This is a genomic window from Cellulomonas carbonis (assembly GCF_014636275.1).
GTDB classification, from domain to species: Bacteria; Actinomycetota; Actinomycetes; order Actinomycetales; family Cellulomonadaceae; genus Actinotalea; species Actinotalea carbonis.
Map to the genome: position 1 here is coordinate 808,619 of NZ_BMEB01000001.1, position 19,919 is coordinate 828,537.

The 19,919-nt window shown below is 75.0% G+C and carries 16 protein-coding genes and 1 pseudogene; 6 read left to right on the plus strand and 11 right to left on the minus strand.

Annotation, left to right across the window (positions count from 1 at the left end; genetic code table 11):
- The first annotated feature begins 99 nt into the window (after positions 1–99).
- Positions 100–2,364 (plus strand): HelD family protein, encoded by a 2,265-nt coding sequence (locus tag IEV86_RS03735; protein WP_043603088.1) that lies wholly within the window; start codon positions 100–102, stop codon positions 2,362–2,364.
- Between the two features lie 36 nt (positions 2,365–2,400).
- Here IEV86_RS03735 and IEV86_RS03740 read toward each other — a convergent pair whose 3' ends face one another.
- Positions 2,401–3,294 carry a matrixin family metalloprotease gene (locus IEV86_RS03740; protein ID WP_052425871.1) on the minus strand — a complete coding sequence of 298 codons (894 nt, stop codon included), beginning with the start codon at positions 3,292–3,294 and terminating at the stop codon, positions 2,401–2,403.
- 84 nt (positions 3,295–3,378) lie between these two features.
- Between IEV86_RS03740 and serA the strand changes: the two genes are divergently transcribed.
- The 3 genes from serA (at position 3,379) to IEV86_RS03755 (ending at position 7,531) form a co-directional block, all read left to right on the plus strand.
- Positions 3,379–4,578, plus strand: a complete 1,200-nt coding sequence (gene serA, locus IEV86_RS03745; RefSeq protein WP_043603091.1) for a phosphoglycerate dehydrogenase — start codon at positions 3,379–3,381, stop codon at positions 4,576–4,578.
- A 107-nt stretch (positions 4,579–4,685) separates the two neighbouring features.
- Positions 4,686–5,702 (plus strand): aldo/keto reductase, encoded by a 1,017-nt coding sequence (locus tag IEV86_RS03750; RefSeq protein WP_052425882.1) that lies wholly within the window; start codon positions 4,686–4,688, stop codon positions 5,700–5,702.
- A 74-nt stretch (positions 5,703–5,776) separates the two neighbouring features.
- Positions 5,777–7,531: an AMP-binding protein gene (locus tag IEV86_RS03755; RefSeq protein WP_052425872.1), complete on the plus strand. Its 1,755-nt coding sequence runs from the start codon at positions 5,777–5,779 to the stop codon at positions 7,529–7,531.
- Positions 7,532–7,534: 3 nt separating this feature from the next.
- On the opposite strand, the gene IEV86_RS03760 is transcribed toward IEV86_RS03755, so the two are convergent.
- The 3 genes from IEV86_RS03760 to IEV86_RS17810 form a co-directional block, all read right to left on the minus strand.
- The gene (locus tag IEV86_RS03760) at positions 7,535–8,083 is read right to left on the minus strand and encodes a hypothetical protein (protein ID WP_052425873.1); all 549 of its coding nucleotides are present in this window, start codon (positions 8,081–8,083) and stop codon (positions 7,535–7,537) included.
- Positions 8,084–8,209: 126 nt separating this feature from the next.
- Positions 8,210–8,710 (minus strand): transcriptional regulator NrdR, encoded by a 501-nt coding sequence (gene nrdR / locus IEV86_RS03765; protein ID WP_043603100.1) that lies wholly within the window; start codon positions 8,708–8,710, stop codon positions 8,210–8,212.
- A 128-nt stretch (positions 8,711–8,838) separates the two neighbouring features.
- Positions 8,839–9,246, minus strand: coding sequence for a LysM peptidoglycan-binding domain-containing protein (locus tag IEV86_RS17810; RefSeq protein ID WP_052425874.1), 408 nt, complete (start codon positions 9,244–9,246; stop codon positions 8,839–8,841).
- A gap of 374 nt (positions 9,247–9,620) precedes the next feature.
- Here IEV86_RS17810 and lexA point away from each other — a divergent pair, with 374 nt between their 5' ends.
- On the plus strand, positions 9,621–10,343 hold the full coding sequence (lexA, locus tag IEV86_RS03775) for a transcriptional repressor LexA (protein ID WP_052425883.1): 723 nt from the start codon (positions 9,621–9,623) through the stop codon (positions 10,341–10,343).
- Positions 10,344–10,455: 112 nt separating this feature from the next.
- On the opposite strand, the gene IEV86_RS03780 is transcribed toward lexA, so the two are convergent.
- The 3 genes from IEV86_RS03780 to hflX all read right to left on the minus strand — a co-directional run bounded on the left by IEV86_RS03780 (position 10,456) and on the right by hflX (position 15,247).
- A complete protein-coding gene (locus IEV86_RS03780) occupies positions 10,456–11,481 on the minus strand; it encodes an L-lactate dehydrogenase (protein ID WP_043603105.1) in 1,026 nt (341 codons plus the stop codon).
- A gap of 28 nt (positions 11,482–11,509) precedes the next feature.
- Positions 11,510–13,621, minus strand: coding sequence for an ATP-dependent DNA helicase (locus IEV86_RS03785; protein ID WP_052425875.1), 2,112 nt, complete (start codon positions 13,619–13,621; stop codon positions 11,510–11,512).
- Positions 13,622–13,690: 69 nt separating this feature from the next.
- The gene (gene hflX, locus IEV86_RS03790) at positions 13,691–15,247 is read right to left on the minus strand and encodes a GTPase HflX (RefSeq protein ID WP_043603117.1); all 1,557 of its coding nucleotides are present in this window, start codon (positions 15,245–15,247) and stop codon (positions 13,691–13,693) included.
- A gap of 159 nt (positions 15,248–15,406) precedes the next feature.
- Here hflX and IEV86_RS03795 point away from each other — a divergent pair, with 159 nt between their 5' ends.
- Positions 15,407–16,024, plus strand: coding sequence for a class I SAM-dependent methyltransferase (locus IEV86_RS03795; protein ID WP_043603176.1), 618 nt, complete (start codon positions 15,407–15,409; stop codon positions 16,022–16,024).
- Between the two features lie 13 nt (positions 16,025–16,037).
- Here IEV86_RS03795 and IEV86_RS03800 read toward each other — a convergent pair.
- The 4 genes and pseudogenes from IEV86_RS03800 to IEV86_RS03815 form a co-directional block, all read right to left on the minus strand.
- Positions 16,038–16,993: pseudogene (locus IEV86_RS03800) on the minus strand (IS481 family transposase).
- 104 nt (positions 16,994–17,097) lie between these two features.
- Entirely contained in the window at positions 17,098–18,033 is a 936-nt protein-coding gene (gene dapF, locus IEV86_RS03805; protein ID WP_043603119.1) for a diaminopimelate epimerase, read from the minus strand.
- Positions 18,030–19,013 (minus strand): tRNA (adenosine(37)-N6)-dimethylallyltransferase MiaA, encoded by a 984-nt coding sequence (miaA, locus tag IEV86_RS03810; protein ID WP_229734455.1) that lies wholly within the window; start codon positions 19,011–19,013, stop codon positions 18,030–18,032. The genes dapF and miaA overlap by 4 nt, the downstream gene beginning before the upstream one ends.
- Positions 19,010–19,825 (minus strand): class III extradiol ring-cleavage dioxygenase family protein, encoded by an 816-nt coding sequence (locus IEV86_RS03815; protein ID WP_152605549.1) that lies wholly within the window; start codon positions 19,823–19,825, stop codon positions 19,010–19,012. The genes miaA and IEV86_RS03815 overlap by 4 nt, the downstream gene beginning before the upstream one ends.
- Positions 19,826–19,919 lie beyond the last annotated feature (94 nt).

Below are 19,919 nucleotides of genomic sequence, written 5' to 3' on the forward strand. Positions count from 1 at the left end.
CGGTCGGCCTCCCGAGCGTCACCGGAGGCGCCCGCCAGGGCTGATAATGGACGGCCGTCGTTCGCGCTCGTGCGTCGCCACCACGTCCCAGGGGGCCCAGTGTCAGACAGGCAGGACCAGGTCCGCGAGGAGCAGGCCGCCGTGGACCTCCGGTACGCCCGGCTCGACCTCCTGCGCGAGCAGACCCGCGCCCGGCTGGCGCGCACGCGGCGCGTGGGGCCGTCCGGCTCGCCGCAGAACCGGTCGGAGCGGGACGCCTTCGCGACGCTCTACGAAAACCGCCTCGCGCAGCTCGAGGGCGTCGAGCAGCGGCTGTGCTTCGGCCGCCTTGACCTCGTCGAGGGCACGACCCGGTACATCGGTCGCATCGGCCTGACGGACGAGGACCACACGTCGCTGCTCACCGACTGGCGTGCGCCCGCCGCCCAGGCGTTCTACCGCGCGACCTCCGCCCACCCGGACGGGGTCGTGCGACGCCGTCAGCTCGTGACGCGCGGCCGGACCGTGACCGCGCTCGAGGACGAGGTGCTCGACCTCGACGCGTGGTCGCAGGAGGACGGGCGGACGAGCGAGGTCGCCGGGACGGGTGCGCTGCTCGCGTCGCTCGCGGGCGCCCGGACCGGTCGCATGGGCGACATCGTCGCGACGATCCAGGCCGAGCAGGACGCCGTCATCCGCGGAGACCTCGCCGGGGCGCTCGTCGTCCAGGGCGGCCCCGGCACGGGCAAGACGGCGGTCGCGCTGCACCGCGCCGCGTACCTGCTCTACGCGCACCGCAGCACGCTCGAGCGCTCGGGCGTGCTCGTGGTCGGGCCGAGCCGGACCTTCCTGCGCTACATCGACCAGGTGCTCCCCTCCCTCGGCGAGACCGGTGTGGTGACCTCGACCGTCGCCGGGCTCCACCCGGGAGTGGTCGCCGACGGCACCGAGGACGACGCGACGGCCGAGGTCAAGGGGCGCGCGGTGATGGCGCGCGTCGTCGCGCGGGCCGTCCGGCTCCGCCAGCGCGTCCCGGACCACGAGACGAGCGTGCGGGTCGACGGCAAGGTCGTCGTCGTCCGGCCCAGGGACGTCGTCGACGCACGCGCCAAGGCGCGTCGCACGGGACGGCCGCACAACCTGGCGCGCGTCGTCTTCGTGCGCGAGATGCTCCAGCGGCTCGCCGAGCAGTACGTGCAGCAGCTGGGCTTCGCGGTCCCGCCCGAGGACCGGGCCGAGGTGCTCGAGGAGCTGCGGACGACGCGCGAGATCCGGATCGCCCTCAACCTCGCCTGGATGCCGCTCACGCCCCAGCGGCTCGTCGAGGACCTCCTGACCAGGCCGGCCCGGCTCGAGGCCGCCGCCCCCGAGCTCTCCGCGCGCGATCGGAGGCTGCTGCTGCGCGAGCCGGGCGCCCCCTGGACGCCCGCCGACGTCCCGCTGCTGGACGAGGCCGCCGAGCTCCTGGGCGAGGACGACCAGGCCGAGCGCGCGCAGGCGGCCGCGGACGCCCGGCGCCGCCAGGAGGAGCTCGACTACGCGCGTCAGGTGCTGCGGTCGAGCGGGGCCGGCGGCGGCCTGGTCTCCGCGGAGGCGCTCGCCGAGCGCTTCGCGTCGGGCGGCCCGGTGCTCACGACCGCGGAGCGTGCGGCGTCGGACCGGACGTGGACGTACGGCCACGTGGTGGTCGACGAGGCCCAGGAGCTCTCGGCGATGGCATGGCGCATGCTGCTGCGCCGCTGCCCGACCCGGTCGATGACGATCGTCGGCGACGTCGCGCAGACCACGAGCGGTGCGGGCACCCGGAGCTGGGCCGCGACCCTGGACCCCGTGCTGCGCGGGTCGTGGCGGCTCGCCGAGCTCACCGTCAACTACCGCACGCCCGCGTCCGTCGCCGAGGCGGCCCAGCGCGTCGCCCGCGCTCACCAGCTGCCCGCGTCGCCCCTGACGTCGGCGCGCGACGTGCCGGACGCCCTGCGCGTCCACCACGTCGCCGAGGACGCCGTCGAGGAGGCGGTCGTCGCGGCGACGCACTCGTCGCTCGCCGACCTCGGGCTGCTCGACGGGGGCGACGCCGAGGCGGGCCGGGTCGCCGTCGTCGCCGCCGACGACGACGTGCCACGTCTGGCCCGGGCGCTCGCCGCGTCGTCGGTCGCCGACCACCTCGTGCCCGCCGGCCCGAGCGTCCTCGACGCGCACGTCGCCGTGCTCACCCCGCGCGAGACGAAGGGGCTCGAGTTCGACGCCGTCGTGCTCGTCGAGCCCGCGCTCGTGGGCAAGGCGTCGGCGGCCGACCTCTACGTCGCGATGACGCGGCCGACGCGCACGCTGCACGTCGTGACGAGCAGCGCGCTCCCGGCCGGCATGGAGGACGACGGCTCCTGACCGGTGTCCGCGGGCGGCACCGGTCCCGGCCGGACGTCACTCGCACGCCGCGCGGCCGACGAGCGCGAGCCCCTGCAGGTCCCCCGGACCGAGGTCGACGCGCGCGGACGTCGTCGGGTGCATGAGCTCACCCTGGTCGTCCACGTGGTCGAGGCCCACGACGTGCGCGAGCTCGTGCACGAGGATCGCGCGGACGCGGGCCCGCCCGTCCGGCTGACCGAGCATCGCGGTGACGTCCGGGGCGTCGAGCACGACCCGGCCTGCGGCGAGCCACGTCCCCGAGCCGTCGGACCCCGGCACCGCCGCGGATCCGCCCACACCCGCGACCTGACCCGCGAGCTCGACCACCGACTCCTCGTCCGCCCAGCCGACGAGCACCGGTGCCCAGCCGTCGCCGTACCGGTCCGGCTGGATCAGGGCGCGGTCGACGGCGGGCACCTCGTCCGTCTCGCCGGCGAACACGAGGTCCAGGCCGGTCGCACCCGCCACGACCGCCGCGGCCTCGTGGACGAGGTCGCGGACCCCGACCGGCTCCCCCGCCGACTGCACCACGTAGCGGACCGGTCGGCAGGGGTCGTACCCGACGGGTGTGCCGTCCGCGGCCACGTGCAGGAACGCGTGCTGCCCGGACGTGGTCACGGCGACCTCCGGACGCAGGCGACCGCCTGCCGGCTCCGGCCTCGGCACCGCGATCGTCCGACCCTCGACCTCGACGTACGCGCGCGGGGCCCACAGCGAGCCGACGCCCGGGACGTCGACCCCCGCGGCGTGCGCGCCGCCCGCGACGACGCCGAGCAGCGCGAGCGCACCGACGGCGCGCGACGTCAGGCGAGGACCGCGGGCGGCACGTCGGGTGGAGCGGCGGGCTGCGCGGTCCATCTGGCGCAGGACACGGCGCGACCGTCGGTCGTCGCGCGCGTCCGTGCCCACGACGGCAGTCTCGCAGGCGGGGGCCACGTCCCGCCTGTCGGTACCGCTTTGGTCGAGGGGCCCCGCGCGGTCCACCATGGCCCCGTGCTGCGCGCCCTGCTCCTGGAGAGCCTCCACCCCGTCGCGACGTCCATCCTGCGCTCCGACGGCGTCGAGGTCACGGCACGCACGGGGGCGCTCGACGAGGACGAGCTGGTCGACGCGCTGCAGGGCGTCCACCTGCTCGGCATCCGCTCGAAGACCCAGGTCACCGAGCGCGTGATCGCCGCGGCGCCCGACCTTCTCGCGGTGGGCGCGTACTGCATCGGGACCAACCAGATCGACCTCGGCGCTGCAGCACGGCACGGCGTCGCGGCCTTCAACGCACCGTTCTCGAACACGCGGTCGGTGGTCGAGCTGACGCTCGCCGAGATCATCGCGCTGACGCGTCGGCTCACCGAGCGCGACCGGGCGCTCCACGAGGGCGTGTGGGACAAGTCGGCCGAGGGTGCCCACGAGGTCAGGGGCCGCACGCTCGGCATCGTCGGCTACGGCAACATCGGGACGCAGCTGTCCGTGCTCGCCGAGGCGCTCGGCATGTCGGTCGTGTTCTACGACTCGGCCGAGCGGCTCGCCCTCGGCAACGCGCGCCGCCTGCACTCCCTCGACGAGCTCCTCTCCACCGCGGACGTCGTGACGCTGCACGTCGACGGCCGCGGCGGCAACGCCGGCATGTTCGGGGCCGAGCAGTTCGCGCGGATGAAGCAGGGCGCGATCTTCCTCAACCTCTCGCGCGGGTTCGTCGTCGACTACGCGGCGCTGCGCGACCACGTCCTGTCGGGTCACGTCGCCGGTGCCGCCGTGGACGTGTTCCCCGAGGAGCCCAAGCGCCGCGGCGACGCCTTCGAGTCGGACCTGCGCGGCCTGCCCAACGTCATCCTCACCCCGCACATCGGGGGTTCCACCGAGGAGGCGCAGGAGGCGATCGGGCACTTCGTCTCCAACAAGCTCCGCGACTACGTGTCGCACGGCTCGACCACCCTGAGCGTCAACCTGCCGAACCTCGCGCTCGACGCGCGCACCGGATCCCACCGACTGGTGCACCTGCACCGCAACACCCCAGGTGTGCTCGCGGGGATCAACCGGCTGCTCGCGGAGCACGACGTCAACATCGAGGCGCAGCTGCTCTCGACGCGCGGCGAGCTCGGCTACGTCGTGACCGACGTCGGCTCCGGCCTGCCCGAGGACGTGTGCGCGTCGCTCGCGACCATGCCGCAGACGATCCGGCTGCGCGTCCTGTCCTGACGCCGTGGCTCGGTGCCGACGGCGGTGACGAGGGTCCGTCGGCGCGGAGCCGTCGGCGGCGCTAGCGTCGGGGTGTGCACGTGCCCGCCGCAGACCGCCACGCCCGGATGACGTACCGCCGGGCCGGACGCTCGGGTCTCGACCTCCCCGTCGTCTCGCTCGGCCTGTGGCAGAACTTCGGCGACCCGCAGGCGTTCGAGACGCAGCGAGCGGTCGTCCTCGAGGCCTTCGACGCCGGGGTGACGCACCTCGACCTCGCCAACAACTACGGCCCGCCGCCGGGTGCCGCCGAGGAGGTCCTGGGTCGCATCCTGGCGCGCGACCTGACCCACCACCGCGACGAGCTCGTGATCACGACGAAGGCTGGTTACCGCGCGTGGGAAGGGCCGTACGGCGAGTTCGGCTCGCGGGCGTCGGTCCTCGCGTCGCTCGACCGGTCGCTGCGTCGGATCGGCGTCGACCACGTCGACGTCATGTACAGCCACCGCTTCGACCCGCGGACGCCGCTCGAGGAGACCCTGGGCGCGCTGCGGACGGCCGTCGACTCCGGCAAGGCGCTCTACGCGGGCATCTCGTCGTACTCCGCGCGCCGCACGCGCGAGGCGGTCGCGGTCGCGGGTGACCTGGGCCTCCGCCTCGTGGTCCACCAGCCCTCCTACTCGATGCTCAACCGCTGGGTCGAGCAGCCGCAGCAGGACGCGGGCGGTGCGAGCCTGCTCGACGTGGTCGAGGAGGCCGGGCTGGGCGTCGTGGCCTTCTCGCCGCTGGCCCAGGGGATGCTGACCGGCAAGTACCTCGACGGGGTGCCCGAGACGTCGCGGGCCGCGCGCGGGTCGTCGCTCCCGCGGTCCTACCTCACCCCCGAGGCGCTCGACCACGTGCGAGCGCTCGACGCCGTCGCCCGCGAGCGGGGTCAGACGCTCGCGCAGCTCGCGCTGACGTGGGTCCTGCGCGACCACCGGGTCACCTCGGTCCTCATCGGCGCGAGCTCCACCCGGCAGCTGCGCGACAACCTCGGCGCCGTCGCCGCCGCCCCGCTCTCGGACGACGAGCTGGCACGGATCGAGGCGCACGCGGTGGACTCGGGCGTGAACCTGTGGGGTCCGCGCTCGAGCGACCTGTGACCGCCTCTCGGATCACCCGCCCCGAGGCGCCTACGCACCCGTAACCTACGACTGCGTAGGTTAGGCTCGACGACGTGAGCACGACGCCCGGAGAGCACGACGACCGCGACCTCGAACGCCCCTGGACGAGCGCGTACGCGCCCGGGGTCCCGCACGACATCGCCGAGCCCGACGAGCCGGTCACCCGCTGGCTCGAGCGCGCCGCGGCCGAGCACCCGTCGCGGGTCGCGACCGACTTCATGGGCGCGGTGACGACCTACGCCGCTCTCGGGCGGTCGGTCGCGCGCGCCGCGGGAGCCTTGCGCGGACTCGGCGTCCGGCCCGGTGACCGTGTCGCCCTCGTGCTGCCCAACTGCACGACGCACGTCGTCGCGTTCTACGCGGCGCTCCGGATCGGGGCGGTCGTGGTCGAGCACAACCCCACCTACACCGCCGGCGAGCTCGAGCACCAGCTGCGCGACAGCGGCGCGACCGTCGTGATCAGCTGGGAGAAGTCCGTCGAGGCGGTGCTCGCGGCACGCGCGTCGACCGACGTCCGTCACGTCGTCGTCGTCGACCTGAGCTCGGACCTCCCGCTCGTCAAGCGCGCGGCGCTGGCCCTGCCGGTCGCCGCGGCTCGGCGGACGCGCGCGACGATGCGGGCAGACGTCCCCGACGCACCCGGCGTCGTCCGGTGGTCCCGGCTCGTGCGGCACGCGCGCCCGCTCGCCGACGACGTCGCCCACCCCGACGTCTCGGACGTCGCGCTCCTGCAGTACACGGGCGGGACGACCGGGACGCCGAAGGGCGCGGTCCTGCTCCACCGCAACGTCGCGGCGAACGCCGCCCAGGGCCAGGCGTGGACCCAGCACGCCGACGCGGCGCAGACCGTCTACGCCGCCCTGCCGTTCTTCCACGCCTTCGGGCTCACGCTGTGCCTGACGTACGCCGTCCGCATCGCGGCCACCGTCGTGATCTTCCCGAAGTTCGACGTCGATGCGGTGCTCGACGCCCAGCGTCGCCGCCCGGCCACGTTCGTGCCCGGCGTGCCGCCGATGTTCGAGCGCCTCGCGGCCGGGGCCCGTGCGAGCGGGACGGACCTGCGCTCGGTCAGCCACGCGATCTCGGGCGCGATGTCGCTCCCCGCCGAGACCGCTCGTGCGTGGGAGGAGGTCACGGGCGGCCTCCTCGTGGAGGGCTACGGCATGACCGAGTCCTCGCCGGTCGCCCTCGGCAACCCCCTGTCCCCTGCACGCCGGCCCGGCACGCTCGGGCTGCCGTTCCCGTCGACCTTCATGCGTGTCGTCGACCCGGAGGACCCGTCCCGCGACGTCGAGCACGGCGAGCAGGGCGAGCTGCTCGTCAGCGGCCCCCAGGTCTTCGCGGGCTACTGGCAGCGACCCGAGGACACCTCCGCGGTCCTCGTGGAGCACGGCGGCCGGACCTGGCTGCGTACCGGCGACGTCGTCGTCGTCGACGACGACGGCTTCGTGCGCCTCGTGGACCGCATCAAGGAGGTCATCATCACCGGTGGCTTCAACGTCTACCCGTCCCAGGTCGAGGACCACCTACGGGCGATGCCCGAGATCGAGGACGTCGCGGTCGTCGGAGTGCCCGGGGGCGACCTCGGCGAGAAGGTCGTCGCGGCCGTCGTCCTCGCTGAGGGCGTCACACGGGTCGAGCTCTCGGCGGTCCGGGCGTGGAGCGAGCACCGGCTCGCGCGCTACGCCCACCCGCGCGAGCTCGTGGTCGTCCCCGAGCTGCCGCGGTCGCAGATCGGCAAGGTGCTGCGCCGTGTCGTCCGCGAGCAGGTCATCGCCCGGGTGCCGTCGCGGGGCGAGCGCCCGTAGGGCTCATGCCCCGCGGAGGGCGCGGCCGCGCACGTACGCGTGCACGTCGTCCATCGTCCGGACCTGCTCCTGCGTCCGGCGCCGGAGCTCGGCCATCCGGTCGCGGTCGAGACCGAGGTCCCCGGCGAGGTCCTCGAGCGTCTGCCAGACACCCAGCTTCCCGACCAGAGCGCTGCGCAGGAGCTCGACCTCCAGGAGCGTCCGCGTCGTCGACGACGCGACCTCCCGGCGGCTCGCCTTGAGGCGCGCGAGCCGTTCCCCGACCCACGCGGCCGCCTGCTTGAGGAGGTCCTGCGGCCGCACGTCCAGACCCTCGATGACCGCCCGCAGCTCCTCGCGCTCCTCGGTCACCTCCTCCGCGATGTTGGCCAGGTCGGCCCCGACGGGCGTCCTGTGCAGGGTCCGCGCGAGGCGCTGGAACCGCTGCGACCCGGCGACCGACCCTGCGAGGTGGTCGTTGAGGTACACGCCGAGCAGCCCGCGGTCCGTCGAGCGGGCGTCCTCCACCGCGCCGTGGTCGACGACGTCGTCGTCAGCCTCTCGAGCCGTCATCGAGGCACCTCCTGTCTCTTGCGCCCAGGGTCACATCGGACCGGTGTGCGCGCGAGCCCAGGCCGTGTCGGACCCGGGCCCGGGCGCGTCCGCGGCGGGAGCCACCCCTGACGGACGCGGGCGCCCTCAGGAGGGACGCACGACGAGCAGGTCGGCCTCGCCGTCCTCGCCGTCCTCCACCGCTCGTCGGGCGCGGAGCGAGGTGATCGCGGCCTCGAAGTCCTCGAGCGAGTCGAAGGCCTGGTAGACGCTCGCGAACCGCAGGTAGGCCACCTCGTCGAGCTCGCGCAGCGGGCCGAGGATCGTGAGCCCGATCTCGTGCGCGTCGAGCTCTGCGCTGCCCGTCCCGCGGAGCGTCTCCTCGACGCGCTGGGCGAGGAGCGCGATGTCGTCCTCGCTCACCGGCCGGCCCTGGCACGCCTTCCGCACGCCGTTCACGATCTTCTCGCGACTGAACGGCTCGGTCACCCCGGACCGCTTGACCACGGAGAGGCTCGCGGTCTCGATCGTGGTGAACCGGCGCTGGCACTCGGGGCACTGACGCCGCCGCCGGATGGTCGACCCGTCGTCCGAGGTCCGTGAGTCGACCACGCGTGAGTCGCTGTGCCGGCAGAACGGGCAGTGCACGGGGAGCCTCCACGGGTCGCACGAACCGACCGCAGGGTCTCGACGGGGCCGGTCGCGCGCCACGGTACGGGTGGACCCGTGCGCGGGCAAGGAACCCGAACGCCTCGGCGTCACGCGCCCCGCGGACGTCAGCGGACCGGGACGAGCAGCTGCTGCCCCGCCTCGAGGGCGACGTCCGGCAGGCCGTTGAGCTCCGTCAGGTCAGCGACGACGTCCCGGACGTCCTGCCCGGGCTCGGCGGTCCGGGCCGCGATCTCCCAGAGCGTCTCCCCCGGCTCCACCACGTGGGCGACGACGGGCACCGGAGCGGCCGGACCACGCGCAGCCGCGCTCTGCGCCGTCATGCCGACCGCCCCGGCGAGCCCCACGGCCAGAAGCATCACCGCCGCGCGTCCCCGCCCGGTCAGCCGGAGCCCCGCCGCACCGTGCGCGGCCGCACCGTGCGCGGCCGCACCGCGCCGGGACCGGCCGCCCGCGGTGCGCGCCGACCGTGCGACGACCGGCGTGCCTGCTGCGTTGTCACGAATCGTGCTCATGGTTTCCTCCTGGTCCTCGTGGCGATCGAACGTGTGTACGTCGAACGCCTGTTCGACAGGTTAGCGGGGCGAGGTGCGGATGTCGACACGCGGTCGAACACATGTTTGATCACGCGCCCCGGGCCCGATAGCGTCGTGGTCCAGGAGGAGGACACCACCGACCACCGACACGGCCCGTGCGACGACGCCACCGGGACGTCCGGATCGGGGGTGACCACCTCCGTCGCCCACGTCCCCGGTGCCCGCGCACCGGACGCCGAGCCGGACGGTCCCCCGTCCACCGAACCGGGAGGTCCCCCGTGGCACCGAACAGCACCCCGTCCGCCGGGCCGTCGTCCGACGCGTCGTCGGACCAGGCCGGCGGCGTCGCCGCGGTGCACGTGCTGCCGGACGGACCCGCCGGGGGCGACGGACTCACGCCGCGTCAGAGGCTCGTCCTCGAGACGATCCGCTCGAGCGTCGAGCGCCGCGGCTACCCGCCGAGCATGCGTGAGATCGGCGAGGCAGTCGGGCTCACGAGCCCGTCGTCGGTCAAGCACCAGCTCATGGCGCTCGAGCGCAAGGGCTACCTGCGACGCGACCCCAACCGGCCGCGGGCGATCGAGGTCGTCCACCCGGACGACGCACGGGTCGCCGAGCCGCTCGGCTCAGGAGGCTTCGCCGGCGCGCCGGCGGGCGCGTCCGATGCGCACGACCCCACGCTCGAAGGCGATGCCGCACCGCGCCCTTCGTACGTGCCGGTCGTCGGCCGCATCGCCGCCGGCGGGCCGATCCTCGCGGAGCAGGTCGTCGAGGACGTCTTCCCGCTCCCCCGCCAGCTCGTCGGCGAGGGCGACCTCTTCCTGCTGCGGGTCGCGGGCGACTCGATGCTCGACGCCGCGATCTGCGACGGTGACTGGGTCGTCGTCCGCCGTCAGCCGGTCGCCGAGAACGGCGAGATCGTCGCGGCGATGATCGACGGTGAGGCGACCGTCAAGACGCTGAGCCGCAGGGACGGACACGTCTGGCTGCTGCCGCAGAACGCCGCGTACGAGCCCATCCCGGGTGACGAGGCGGTCGTGCTCGGCCGCGTGGTGAGCGTGCTGCGGAGCCTGTGAGCCGGGGCGCCCACGCACCTCACGGCGGCGCGCCGACCGGTCCAGGCGCGCCCGAGCGGCGCGCGACCGACCGGCGTGCGCTCGGGCGGCGCGCCCCGGCCGGCCCGCGTCGTCAGAGGCCGAACTGCCGCGCGACGTCGCGCAGGGCGTCGGCGGACCTGCGCAGACCGTCGAGCTCGGAGTCCGACAGGGCGATCTCGAGCCGTGCGCCCACGCCGGTGCGGCCCACGACGGACGGCACGGACAGGCAGACGTCGGAGATGCCGCGGTAGCCCTCGAGCAGCGAGGAGACCGGCAGGACCCGGTTCTCGTCGTTGAGCACCGCCTCGATGATGCGCGAGCCCGCGAGCGCGACGGCGTAGTTCGTCGCCCCCTTGCCGGCGATGATCCGGTAGGCGGAGTTGACGACCTCCTCGGCGATGCGCTCGCGGTCCTCCGGCCCGAGCCGCCCGACGACCGACCCCCCGGGTCCCGGCATGCCGCGCCACTCGACCAGCGGGACGCTCCCGATCGACGCCGAGCTCCACAGCGGGATCTCGCTGTCGCCGTGCTCACCCGCGATGTACGCGTGGATGTTCTGCACCGCGACGCCGGTGTGGCGCGCGAGCAGGTACCGCAGCCGCGAGGAGTCGAGCACGGTGCCGGACCCGAAGAGCTGGTTGGCCGGCAGGCCGGACACCTTGAGGGCGGCGTACGTGACGATGTCCACCGGGTTCGTGACCATGACGTAGACCGCGTCCGGAGCCACCTCGACGAGCTGCGGCATCATCGAGCGCACCAGGGAGATGGTGGCCTGGGCCAGGTCGAGGCGTGTCTGCCCGGGCTTCTGCTTCGCGCCCGCCGTCACGACGACGACGTCCGCGTCGCGGCAGACCTCGATGTCGTCCGAGCCCGTGATCTCGGCCATCGGCATGAACTGGATCCCGTGGCCGATGTCGAGCGCCTCGGCCTCGACCTTCGCGGCGTTGATGTCGTAGAGCGCCACGCTGCGAGCGGCACCGCGCATCAGCGCGGCGTACGCCATGGTCGCGCCGACGCTGCCTGCGCCGACGACGGCGAGCTTCGTCGTCCGCCGTGACCTCGCGTCACCCGCCCCGAGGTCGTCGCCGTCGGAGAACTGCTGCTGCACCCGGTCCATCCCGCACCCACTCCTCGATCGGTCGTGATCACCCTACGGCCGGAGCGCCCGCCGCGTCGGCCCGCCCGCGCGAGGCCGCCGCGAGACGTGCGAGCGCGGCGCGCGCGACCGCCGGGTCGGTCGTCCGCCAGAACGGCGGCATGCTGCGCAGCAGGAACGACCCGTACCGGGCCGTCACGAGCCGCGGGTCGAGGACGGCCACGACGCCCCGGTCCTCGTCGGTCCGCACGAGGCGTCCAGCACCCTGGGCGAGCAGCAGCGCCGCGTGCGTCGCGGACACCGCCATGAACCCGTTGCCGCCGGCACGCTCGACGGACTCCGTGCGCGCCGCGCGGACCGGGTCGTCGGGACGCGGGAACGGGATCCGGTCGACCAGCACGAGCCGGCACGACGGCCCGGGGACGTCCACGCCCTGCCAGAGCGAGAGCGTGCCGAACAGGCAGGTCGCGTCGTCCTCGGCGAAGCGTCGGACGAGCGTCGGCAGCTGGTCGTCGCCCTGGCACAGCACCGGCACGTCGAGCCGGTCGCGCATCGCCTCGGCGGCGGCGACGGCGGCCCGCCTGGAGGAGAACAGGCCGAGGGTCGCGCCGCCGGCCGCCTCGACGAGAGCGGCGATCTCGTCGAGCTGGGCGGGCGACGAGCCGTCCCGCCCCGGCGGCGGGAGGTGGCGCGCGACGTAGAGGATGCCGCTGCGCGGGTACTCGAAGGGGCTGCCGACGTCGAGACCGCGCCACGGGAGGTCGTCCGCCCCGGCCCGGTCACCGCCGTCGTCACCCTCTTCGCGGCGGTGCGCGGGGTCGAGGCCCACCGCACGCGCGAGCGGGTCGAAGCTCCCGCCGAGCTCGAGCGTCGCCGACGTCAGCACCGCTCTCCGCCCCGCCAGGAGGTTGGTCCGCACGAGTCCGGAGACCGCCAGGGGGGCCGCATGCAGCCGCGGCGCGGCGCCGCGTCCGAACGCCTCGCCGCGCGCGCACCACACGACGTCACGCCCGTCCGACGCCGCGTCGCCCGTCATCCGGTCCGCGATCTCGAGCACGGTCAGGACGGCCGAGGACGCCATCTTCAGGCCCCCCTCGGCGGTCGGCGTCGACGTCCCGGGCTCCGGGCGCAGCGTCGTCAGCAGGGCGCGCGCGGCATCCCTGACGGCGGCCACCGCGATCGCGACCCCTTCGGGCAGGCCCGTCGGGAAGCGTCCCTCCGGCAGCTCGACGAGCACCGCAGCCAGGTCGCGCGCGGCGGTCTCGAGGTCGTCGGTCGGGACCCGTCCGTGCCGGCGGGCGGTCCGGGCGGCCTGCTCGACGGACGGCCCCGACAGCTCGACGGTCGCCTGCGCGGTGACGCGGTCGGACAGCTCGTGCGCCTCGTCGACGACGAGGACGTCGTGCTCGGGCAGGACCCCCGGCGAGCCACCCGCCGCGATGCCCAGCATCGCGTGGTTGGTCACGACGACGTCCGCCTCGCGCGCGAGCGCTCGCGCGCGCTCCGGGAAGCAGTCCTCGACGAGAGGGCACGACGAGCCGAGGCACTCCATCGCGGTCACCGAGACCTGGCGCCACGCCCGGTCCGTCACACCCGGCTCCAGGTCGTCGCGGTCCCCGCTCGTCGTCTCCTCGGCCCACTCCCGCAGGCGCAGGACCTGCGCGCCGAGGTCACCCGGTCGGTCCGCCCCGGTGCCCCCCGGCGCCGGGTGGTCGCCCGCCCGGTCCGTGGGCAGGAGGTCGAAGAGCGCGGGTTCCTCGTCGGGGTAGCCACCCGCGACCTTGTGCAGGCAGAGGTAGTTGTGCCAGCCCTTGAGCAGCGCGACCTGCGGCGTGCGCGGCAGAGCGGGAGCCACGGCCGTGGCGACGAGCGGGAGGTCACGCGTCATGACCTGGCGCTGCAGCGCGAGCGTCGCCGTGGAGACGATCACGCGCTCGCCGGCGAGCACCGCGTGGCGCACGGCCGGGACCAGGTACCCGAGCGACTTGCCCGTCCCCGTGCCCGCCTGGACCAGCAGGTGCTCGCCCGAGTCGATCGCGGCGGCGACCGCCTCGGCCATCGCGAGCTGCCCGTCACGCCGACGGCCACCGAGGGCCGCGACGGCACGCTCGAGGAGGTCGGCGACCGGCGGGCCGTCGACCCGGTCCTCCGCTGCGCTCACCGCAGAAGGGTAGTCGGGCTCGAGCGGGTGGCGGCGCGGCGTCCGCACCGGACGCCGCGCGCCACCGGGTCAGGCCACCGACACCGCGCGGAGCTCGGCCGCGAGGTCCGCGCCGACCCGTGCGCGCAGCACGGTCCCGTCGGCGGTGTGCTGCTCGTCGTCGACCTCGCCCTCGGAGTGCACGCGGTGGACCAGGTCGCCTCGGTCGTACGGGACGACGACGTCCACGACCTCGTGCGGTCGGGGCAGGTGCTCGGCGACGACGCGCTGGAGCTCCTCGAGCCCCTCCCCGGTGTGGGCCGACACGACGACCGACCGCGGCTCGCGCCGGCGGAGCCGGGCGACCGTCTCCGGGTCCGCGACGTCCGCCTTGTTGAGCACGACGACCTCGACGATGTCGTCGACGCCCTCGATCTCGCCGAGGACCGTCCGCACCGCGGCGATCTGCCCCTCGGGGTCCGGGTGCGACACGTCGACGACGTGCAGCAGCACGTCGGCCTCGGCGACCTCCTCGAGGGTCGAACGGAACGCCTCGACGAGCTGCGTCGGCAGCGACCGCACGAACCCCACGGTGTCCGCGAGCGTGTACGTGCGGCCGTCGGGCGTCCGTGCGCGTCGCACCGTCGGGTCGAGGGTCGCGAAGAGCGCGTTCTCGACGAGGACCCCGGCGCCCGTCAGGCGGTTGAGGAGGCTCGACTTCCCCGCGTTGGTGTAGCCCACGATGGCGACCGCGGGGACCTGGTGACGCCGCCGCGACGCGCGACGCGTCTCGCGAGCGGGTCGCATGTGCGCGATCTCGCGGCGCAGCTTGGCCATCCGGGTCCGGATGCGGCGGCGGTCGAGCTCGATCTTCGTCTCACCCGGGCCGCGCGATCCGATGCCCTCACCGCCCGCGACGCGTCCACCGGCCTGACGCGACATCGACTCGCCCCAGCCGCGCAGGCGCGGGAGCAGGTACTCGAGCTGCGCGAGCTCGACCTGCGCCTTGCCCTCCTTGGACTTGGCGTGCTGCGCGAAGATGTCGAGGATCAGCGCGGTCCGGTCGATGACCTTGACCTTGACGATGTCCTCGAGACCGCGCCGCTGCGACGGCGACAGGTCCGCGTCGACGACCACCGTGTCGGCACCGGTGGCGCGCACGACGTCGGCGAGCTCGGCGGCCTTGCCGGATCCGAAGTACGTGCCCGGGTCGGGGTTCTGACGTCGCTGGAGCAGCCCGTCGAGCACCTCCGAGCCCGCGGTCTCGGCGAGCGCCGCGAGCTCACGCAGCGAGAGCTCGGCGTCCTCGACCGTGCCGCTGCTCCACACGCCCGCGAGCACGACGCGCTCGAGGCGCAGCGAGCGGTACTCGACCTCGGTGACGTCCTCGAGCTCGGTCGACAGACCGCCCACGCGACGCAGGGCCGCGCGTTCCTCCCGGTCGAGCTGGTCGCCGTCGTCGTCGGTCCAGCGCGTGTCGCCCTCGTCCAGAGCGGTGCCGGCCCGCGCGAGGACCCGGGCGACCACGTCGTCGGGGCGCAGCGTGGGAGCGGCGGTCTCGGCAGGAGCCGTCGCGGTGGGCTCCGGGTTGCGCTCCGGGATGGTCGCGTCGGCGCCGTCGCCGGCGGGGGTCGTGGGGTGGGTCATCGTGTCCTCTCGTCGCCTCCAGGGTGGCACGGGCCCGCCGGGGGTCGCGAGCGATTACACCGAGGGCGAAGCGCCTCGACCGGCGCCGCCGGGCCGCGGGGCGCGGGACTCGGACCTCGGGAGCGGACCTCGGCCGACCGCGCGTCTACAGTGCGCACCGTGCCCGAGGACCACTACTTCAGCGCCGAGCCGGCGTCCGCCGACGAGCGCAGGCGCGTCCCGGTGACGCTGGCCGGTCGCGACGTCGTCGTCGAGACCGCGCCGGGGGTCTTCTCGCCCGACCACGTCGACGCGGGGACGGCCGTGCTCCTGCGGACGGCACCGCCTCCCCCGGCGGCGGGTGACCTCGTCGACCTCGGCTGCGGCTGGGGCCCCGTCGCGCTGACGCTCGCTCTGCTCTCCCCCGGTGCGACCGTCTGGGCCGTCGACGTCAACGCGCGCGCTCTCGATCTCGTGCGCCGCAACGCGGACCTCCTGGGGCTCGACAACGTCCGCGCCGTGGCACCGGCCGGGGTGCCCGCGGACCTCCGTGCGGCGGCGCTGTGGTCGAACCCTCCGATCCGGGTCGGCAAGCCCGCGCTCCACGCGATGCTCGACCACTGGCTCGACCGGCTGGACGACGACGGCGAGGCGCACCTGGTGGTCCAGCGCAACCTCGGGGCCGACTCGCTCCAGCGCTGGCTCACCGACAACGGCCACGCGGCGGAACGCGTCGCGAGCTCGAAGGGCTTCCGGGTGCTGCGGGTGCGGCGCGGGAAGGGGACTTCGACGCGCTAGGTGTACTCGGCCGTCACGTTGGTGACACTCGCCTGATCGGTGGGAGTCCTCCGAGAGCGCTGTGGCGTCGTCGAGTGTTGTAGTGCTCGAGCCATGGGGCAAGGGCGGCGGCGCGCTCGGCGTTGGAGGTGAAGACCTGCCGGTAGGCCCACTCGGTCTGCAGTGTCCGGTTCAGGCGCTCCACCTTGCCGTTCTGCCAGGGGCAGTGCGGCTTGATGAAGATCTGCTTGGCGCCCAGGTCCGCGGCGACGGCGCGCAGCGACCACCGGTAGGCCCAGGCGTTGTCGGTCATGATGCGCTCGATCCTGGGGATGCCGTGGGCGGCGAAGTAGGCGGCGGCGCGGGCGACGAACCCGGCGCAGGTGGTGCCTTTCTCGTCGGGCAGGATCTCGGAGTACGCCAGGCGGGAGTGGTCGTCGACCATCGAGTGCACGTAGTCGAACCCGATCCCGCGGCCGCGGACCTGTTCGCTGCGTCCGTGCGCGCGCCACCCCCCGCCATCGGGGATGCGTCCGAGCTTCTTGACGTCGACGTGGACCAGTTCACCGGGCCGGTCACGTTCGTAGCGGACCGCAGTGATCTTGGAGGCGCGGATCTGCTCGCCGGTCAGCGGGTCCAGGTCACGCAGCAACGGCATGCCCCGCCGGCGCAGCACCCGGGTCACCGTGCGCGCGGGAACACCCAGGTCCGCTCCCAGAACGTCCGGGCCCGAGCGATCACGCGCCCGAGCGGCGCAGATCGCGTCCTCGACCGCGCCTGGGGTCCGGGTCGGGCTCGAACGCGGCCGCGAGGACCGGTCCAGCAGGCCGGCCGAGCCCTCGGCGCGCCACCGGTGCACCCACCGGTAGCCGGTCTGCGGGAGATCCCCAGCTCGTGGGCGACGTGAGCGACCGGGCGCCCCTGGTGCACGACGCGCTCGATCAACAGCCGACGACCGAACGGATTGAGCCTGGCGTTAGCGTGAGGCACGAGAACCTCCGGGTGGGTGTGGGCCTTCGACAAGCCACAGCCCAACCGGAGGTTCTCCTGTCGTCAACGACCACCGACGTCACCAACGTCATGGCCGAGTACAGCTAGGCGGTCGTCGGCACGCCCAGCGCGTCGGTGTCCACGACCGCGTCGGCCACGAGGACCGCGGGCCCCGCCAGCTCGACGTGCCCGTCCGCGAGCGCGCGCACCCGCACCCGGCCGCCGGGCACCTCGACGAGCCACGCGGCGGGCGCGTCCTGCCCCGCCCAGGTCCGCACGGCCATCGCCGCGGCGCACGCACCGGTGCCGCACGACCGCGTCTCCCCCACACCGCGCTCGTGGACCCGCATGCGCAGCCGGCCGACGACCTCGCCGGTCGCGTCGACCTGCTCGCCGAGCGGGACCACCAGCTCGACGTTGGTCCCGTGCGGCGGGGTCGGCGTCACCGCGGGCGCCGTCGTCAGGTCGACCGCCGCGAGCTCGTCCGTGTCGGCGACCGCGAGGACCGTGTGCGGGTTGCCGACGTCGACGCTCAGCGCCGGCCGCGCGACCGCGAGACCCGTGACGAGCACCTCGGCGTCGCCTCCGGCGGCGACGGCGGCGGGACCGCCCGGGAGGTCCCACGGCCCCATGTCCACCGCGTACCAGGGCTGCGCGGCGTCGTCGGGGTCGGCCGTCCGTCGCACGCGGCGGACGCCCGCCCGGGTGCCGAGCACGAGCTCGCCGTCGCTCCACAGGCCGAGCTCCTCGGCGAACCGCGCGACGACGCGGACGCCGTTGCCGCACATCTCCGCGACGCTGCCGTCCGCGTTGCGGTAGTCCATGAACCAGGTCGCACCGGGGTCGGTGTCGAGGCAGTCGCGCCCCTCGGGGAGGGTCGCGGACGGGGCGAGCCGGATGACGCCGTCGCCCCCGAGACCCGCACGCCGGTCGGCGAGGGCGCGGACGAGCCGCGGCGACAGGTCGAGCCCGCCCGTGCGGTCGTCGATCAGGACGAAGTCGTTCTGCGTCCCGTGCCCCTTGGTGACCTGCAGCCTCATGAGCCGAGCGTACGGCGGACGTACGTCGGCTCGGCGAGCCGTCCGGCGTCGGCGGCCGCGACGAGCTCGAGCGCGCGGGCGACCAGGTCCGGGTCGGCGGCGTCGAGCCAGTGCACGCGCGGGTCGCGGCCGAACCAGCCCATCTGGCGCCGCGCGAGGCGCCGGGTTCCCGTGGTCACGGCCGCGCGCGCGGCGGTCTCGTCGAGCTCGCCGTCGAGCATCCGCAGGACCTCGGCGTAGCCGACCGCGCGGCGGGCGGTCCGCCCCATCCGCCCGGCGAGCCCCGTCACCTCGGCGACGAGGCCGTCGTCCCACATGCGCGCGACGCGCCGCTCGATGCGCTCGTCGAGGACGGGCCGCGCGGAGTCCAGCCCGATCTGGACAGCGGGCACCTCGTAGACGTGCTCGGGCAGGCTCGCCGAGTACGGCCGGCCCGTGATGCGGACGACCTCGAGCGCCCGGACGACGCGTCGGGTGTTGGCGCGGTCGATCCGCGCGGCCGCCACCGGGTCCAGGCGCGCGAGCTCGTCGTGCAGCAGACCCGGGCCACGCTCCGCGGCCTCGCGCTCGAGCTCGGCGCGCACCTGCTCGTCGACGGGCTGGAACTCCATGTGGTCCAGCAGCGCCCGCAGGTACAGCCCCGAGCCCCCCACGACGACGGCCCGCGCACCGCGCGCCGCGAGGTCCGCGAGGTCGGCGCGCGCGTGACGCTGGTACGCGGCCACGCTCGCGTCCTCGGCCACGTCGAGCACGTCGAGCTGGTGGTGCGGCACGCCTCGCCTCTCGTGCGGACGCAGCTTGGCGGTGCCCACGTCCATGCCCCGGTACAGCTGCATCGCGTCGGCGTTGACGACCTCGCCACCCAGCCGCAGCGCGAGCTCGAGCCCGAGGTCGGACTTCCCCGTGGCCGTGGGACCGACGACCGCGACGACCGCGCGCGCGCCGCGTGCCGCCACGGCCGCGTCGTGCGCGCCGCTCACGGCACGTCCCAGACGACGACGGCGTAGGCCGCACCCGACGGCGCCGCCTCGTGCAGCAGCCGGCCGCGGGTCCCGGGTGGCGCGGCGTGCACCAGCAGCTGCCACGACGCCCACGCCGAGATCGCGAGGGCGTCGGCGAGCCCCGCGTCGAGGCTCGCGAGGCGGCCGCGCGCGCCCGCGTCGAACGCGACGAGGTCCCGGACGAGGTCCGCGTCGAGCGCGGCGGCCCGCGGGTCGTCGGCGAGCGGGGCGTCGGGGCCGTGGCGTGCGCTGAGCGAGCCGCCGAGCAGCACGGCGACGCGCTCCTCGGGGCCGGTCGTCGCGTCCCACCCGTCCCAGGCCCGCACGACCGCGCGGGCGGCGCCGGCACCGTCGGCACCGCCGGCACCGTCAGCACCGTCGTCACGGGCGGCCGACCCGGCGGTCGGGACGACGAGCACGTCGACCCGCCCCGTCCACCCGGCCTCGTGGAGCAGGTGGACGAGGACCGACGCGCCGACGTCGGCGACCCGACCGGCGCCCTGCGACGAGGCGACGTGCGGGGCGGCCGGGAGCGGCGACCGCGCGCCGGGTGCGCCCGCGTCCCCTGCACTCGGGATCCCCACCGCGGCGAACGAGGTGCGCGTCGCTGCGCGGAGCACCCCCGGCTCCCGGCCGGGGACGACGACCACGACGACGTCGGGCCCGGCCGCCAGGAGCGCCTCGACGGCGGCCCGCGCCGCGGCGCGCTCGTCCTCGAGCACCGTCGCGCGTCCGGCGGCACCCGGGACCAGGAGCACGGTCTCGGGGACGAGGGCGGCGCGGACGATCACCCGACGACGGTAGCGGCCCGACACGGCCGGCCGGTCCGGGCAACGCTCCTCGGCACGGGCGTGGGCACGGCTCCCGGCCGGGCTCGGTAAGGTG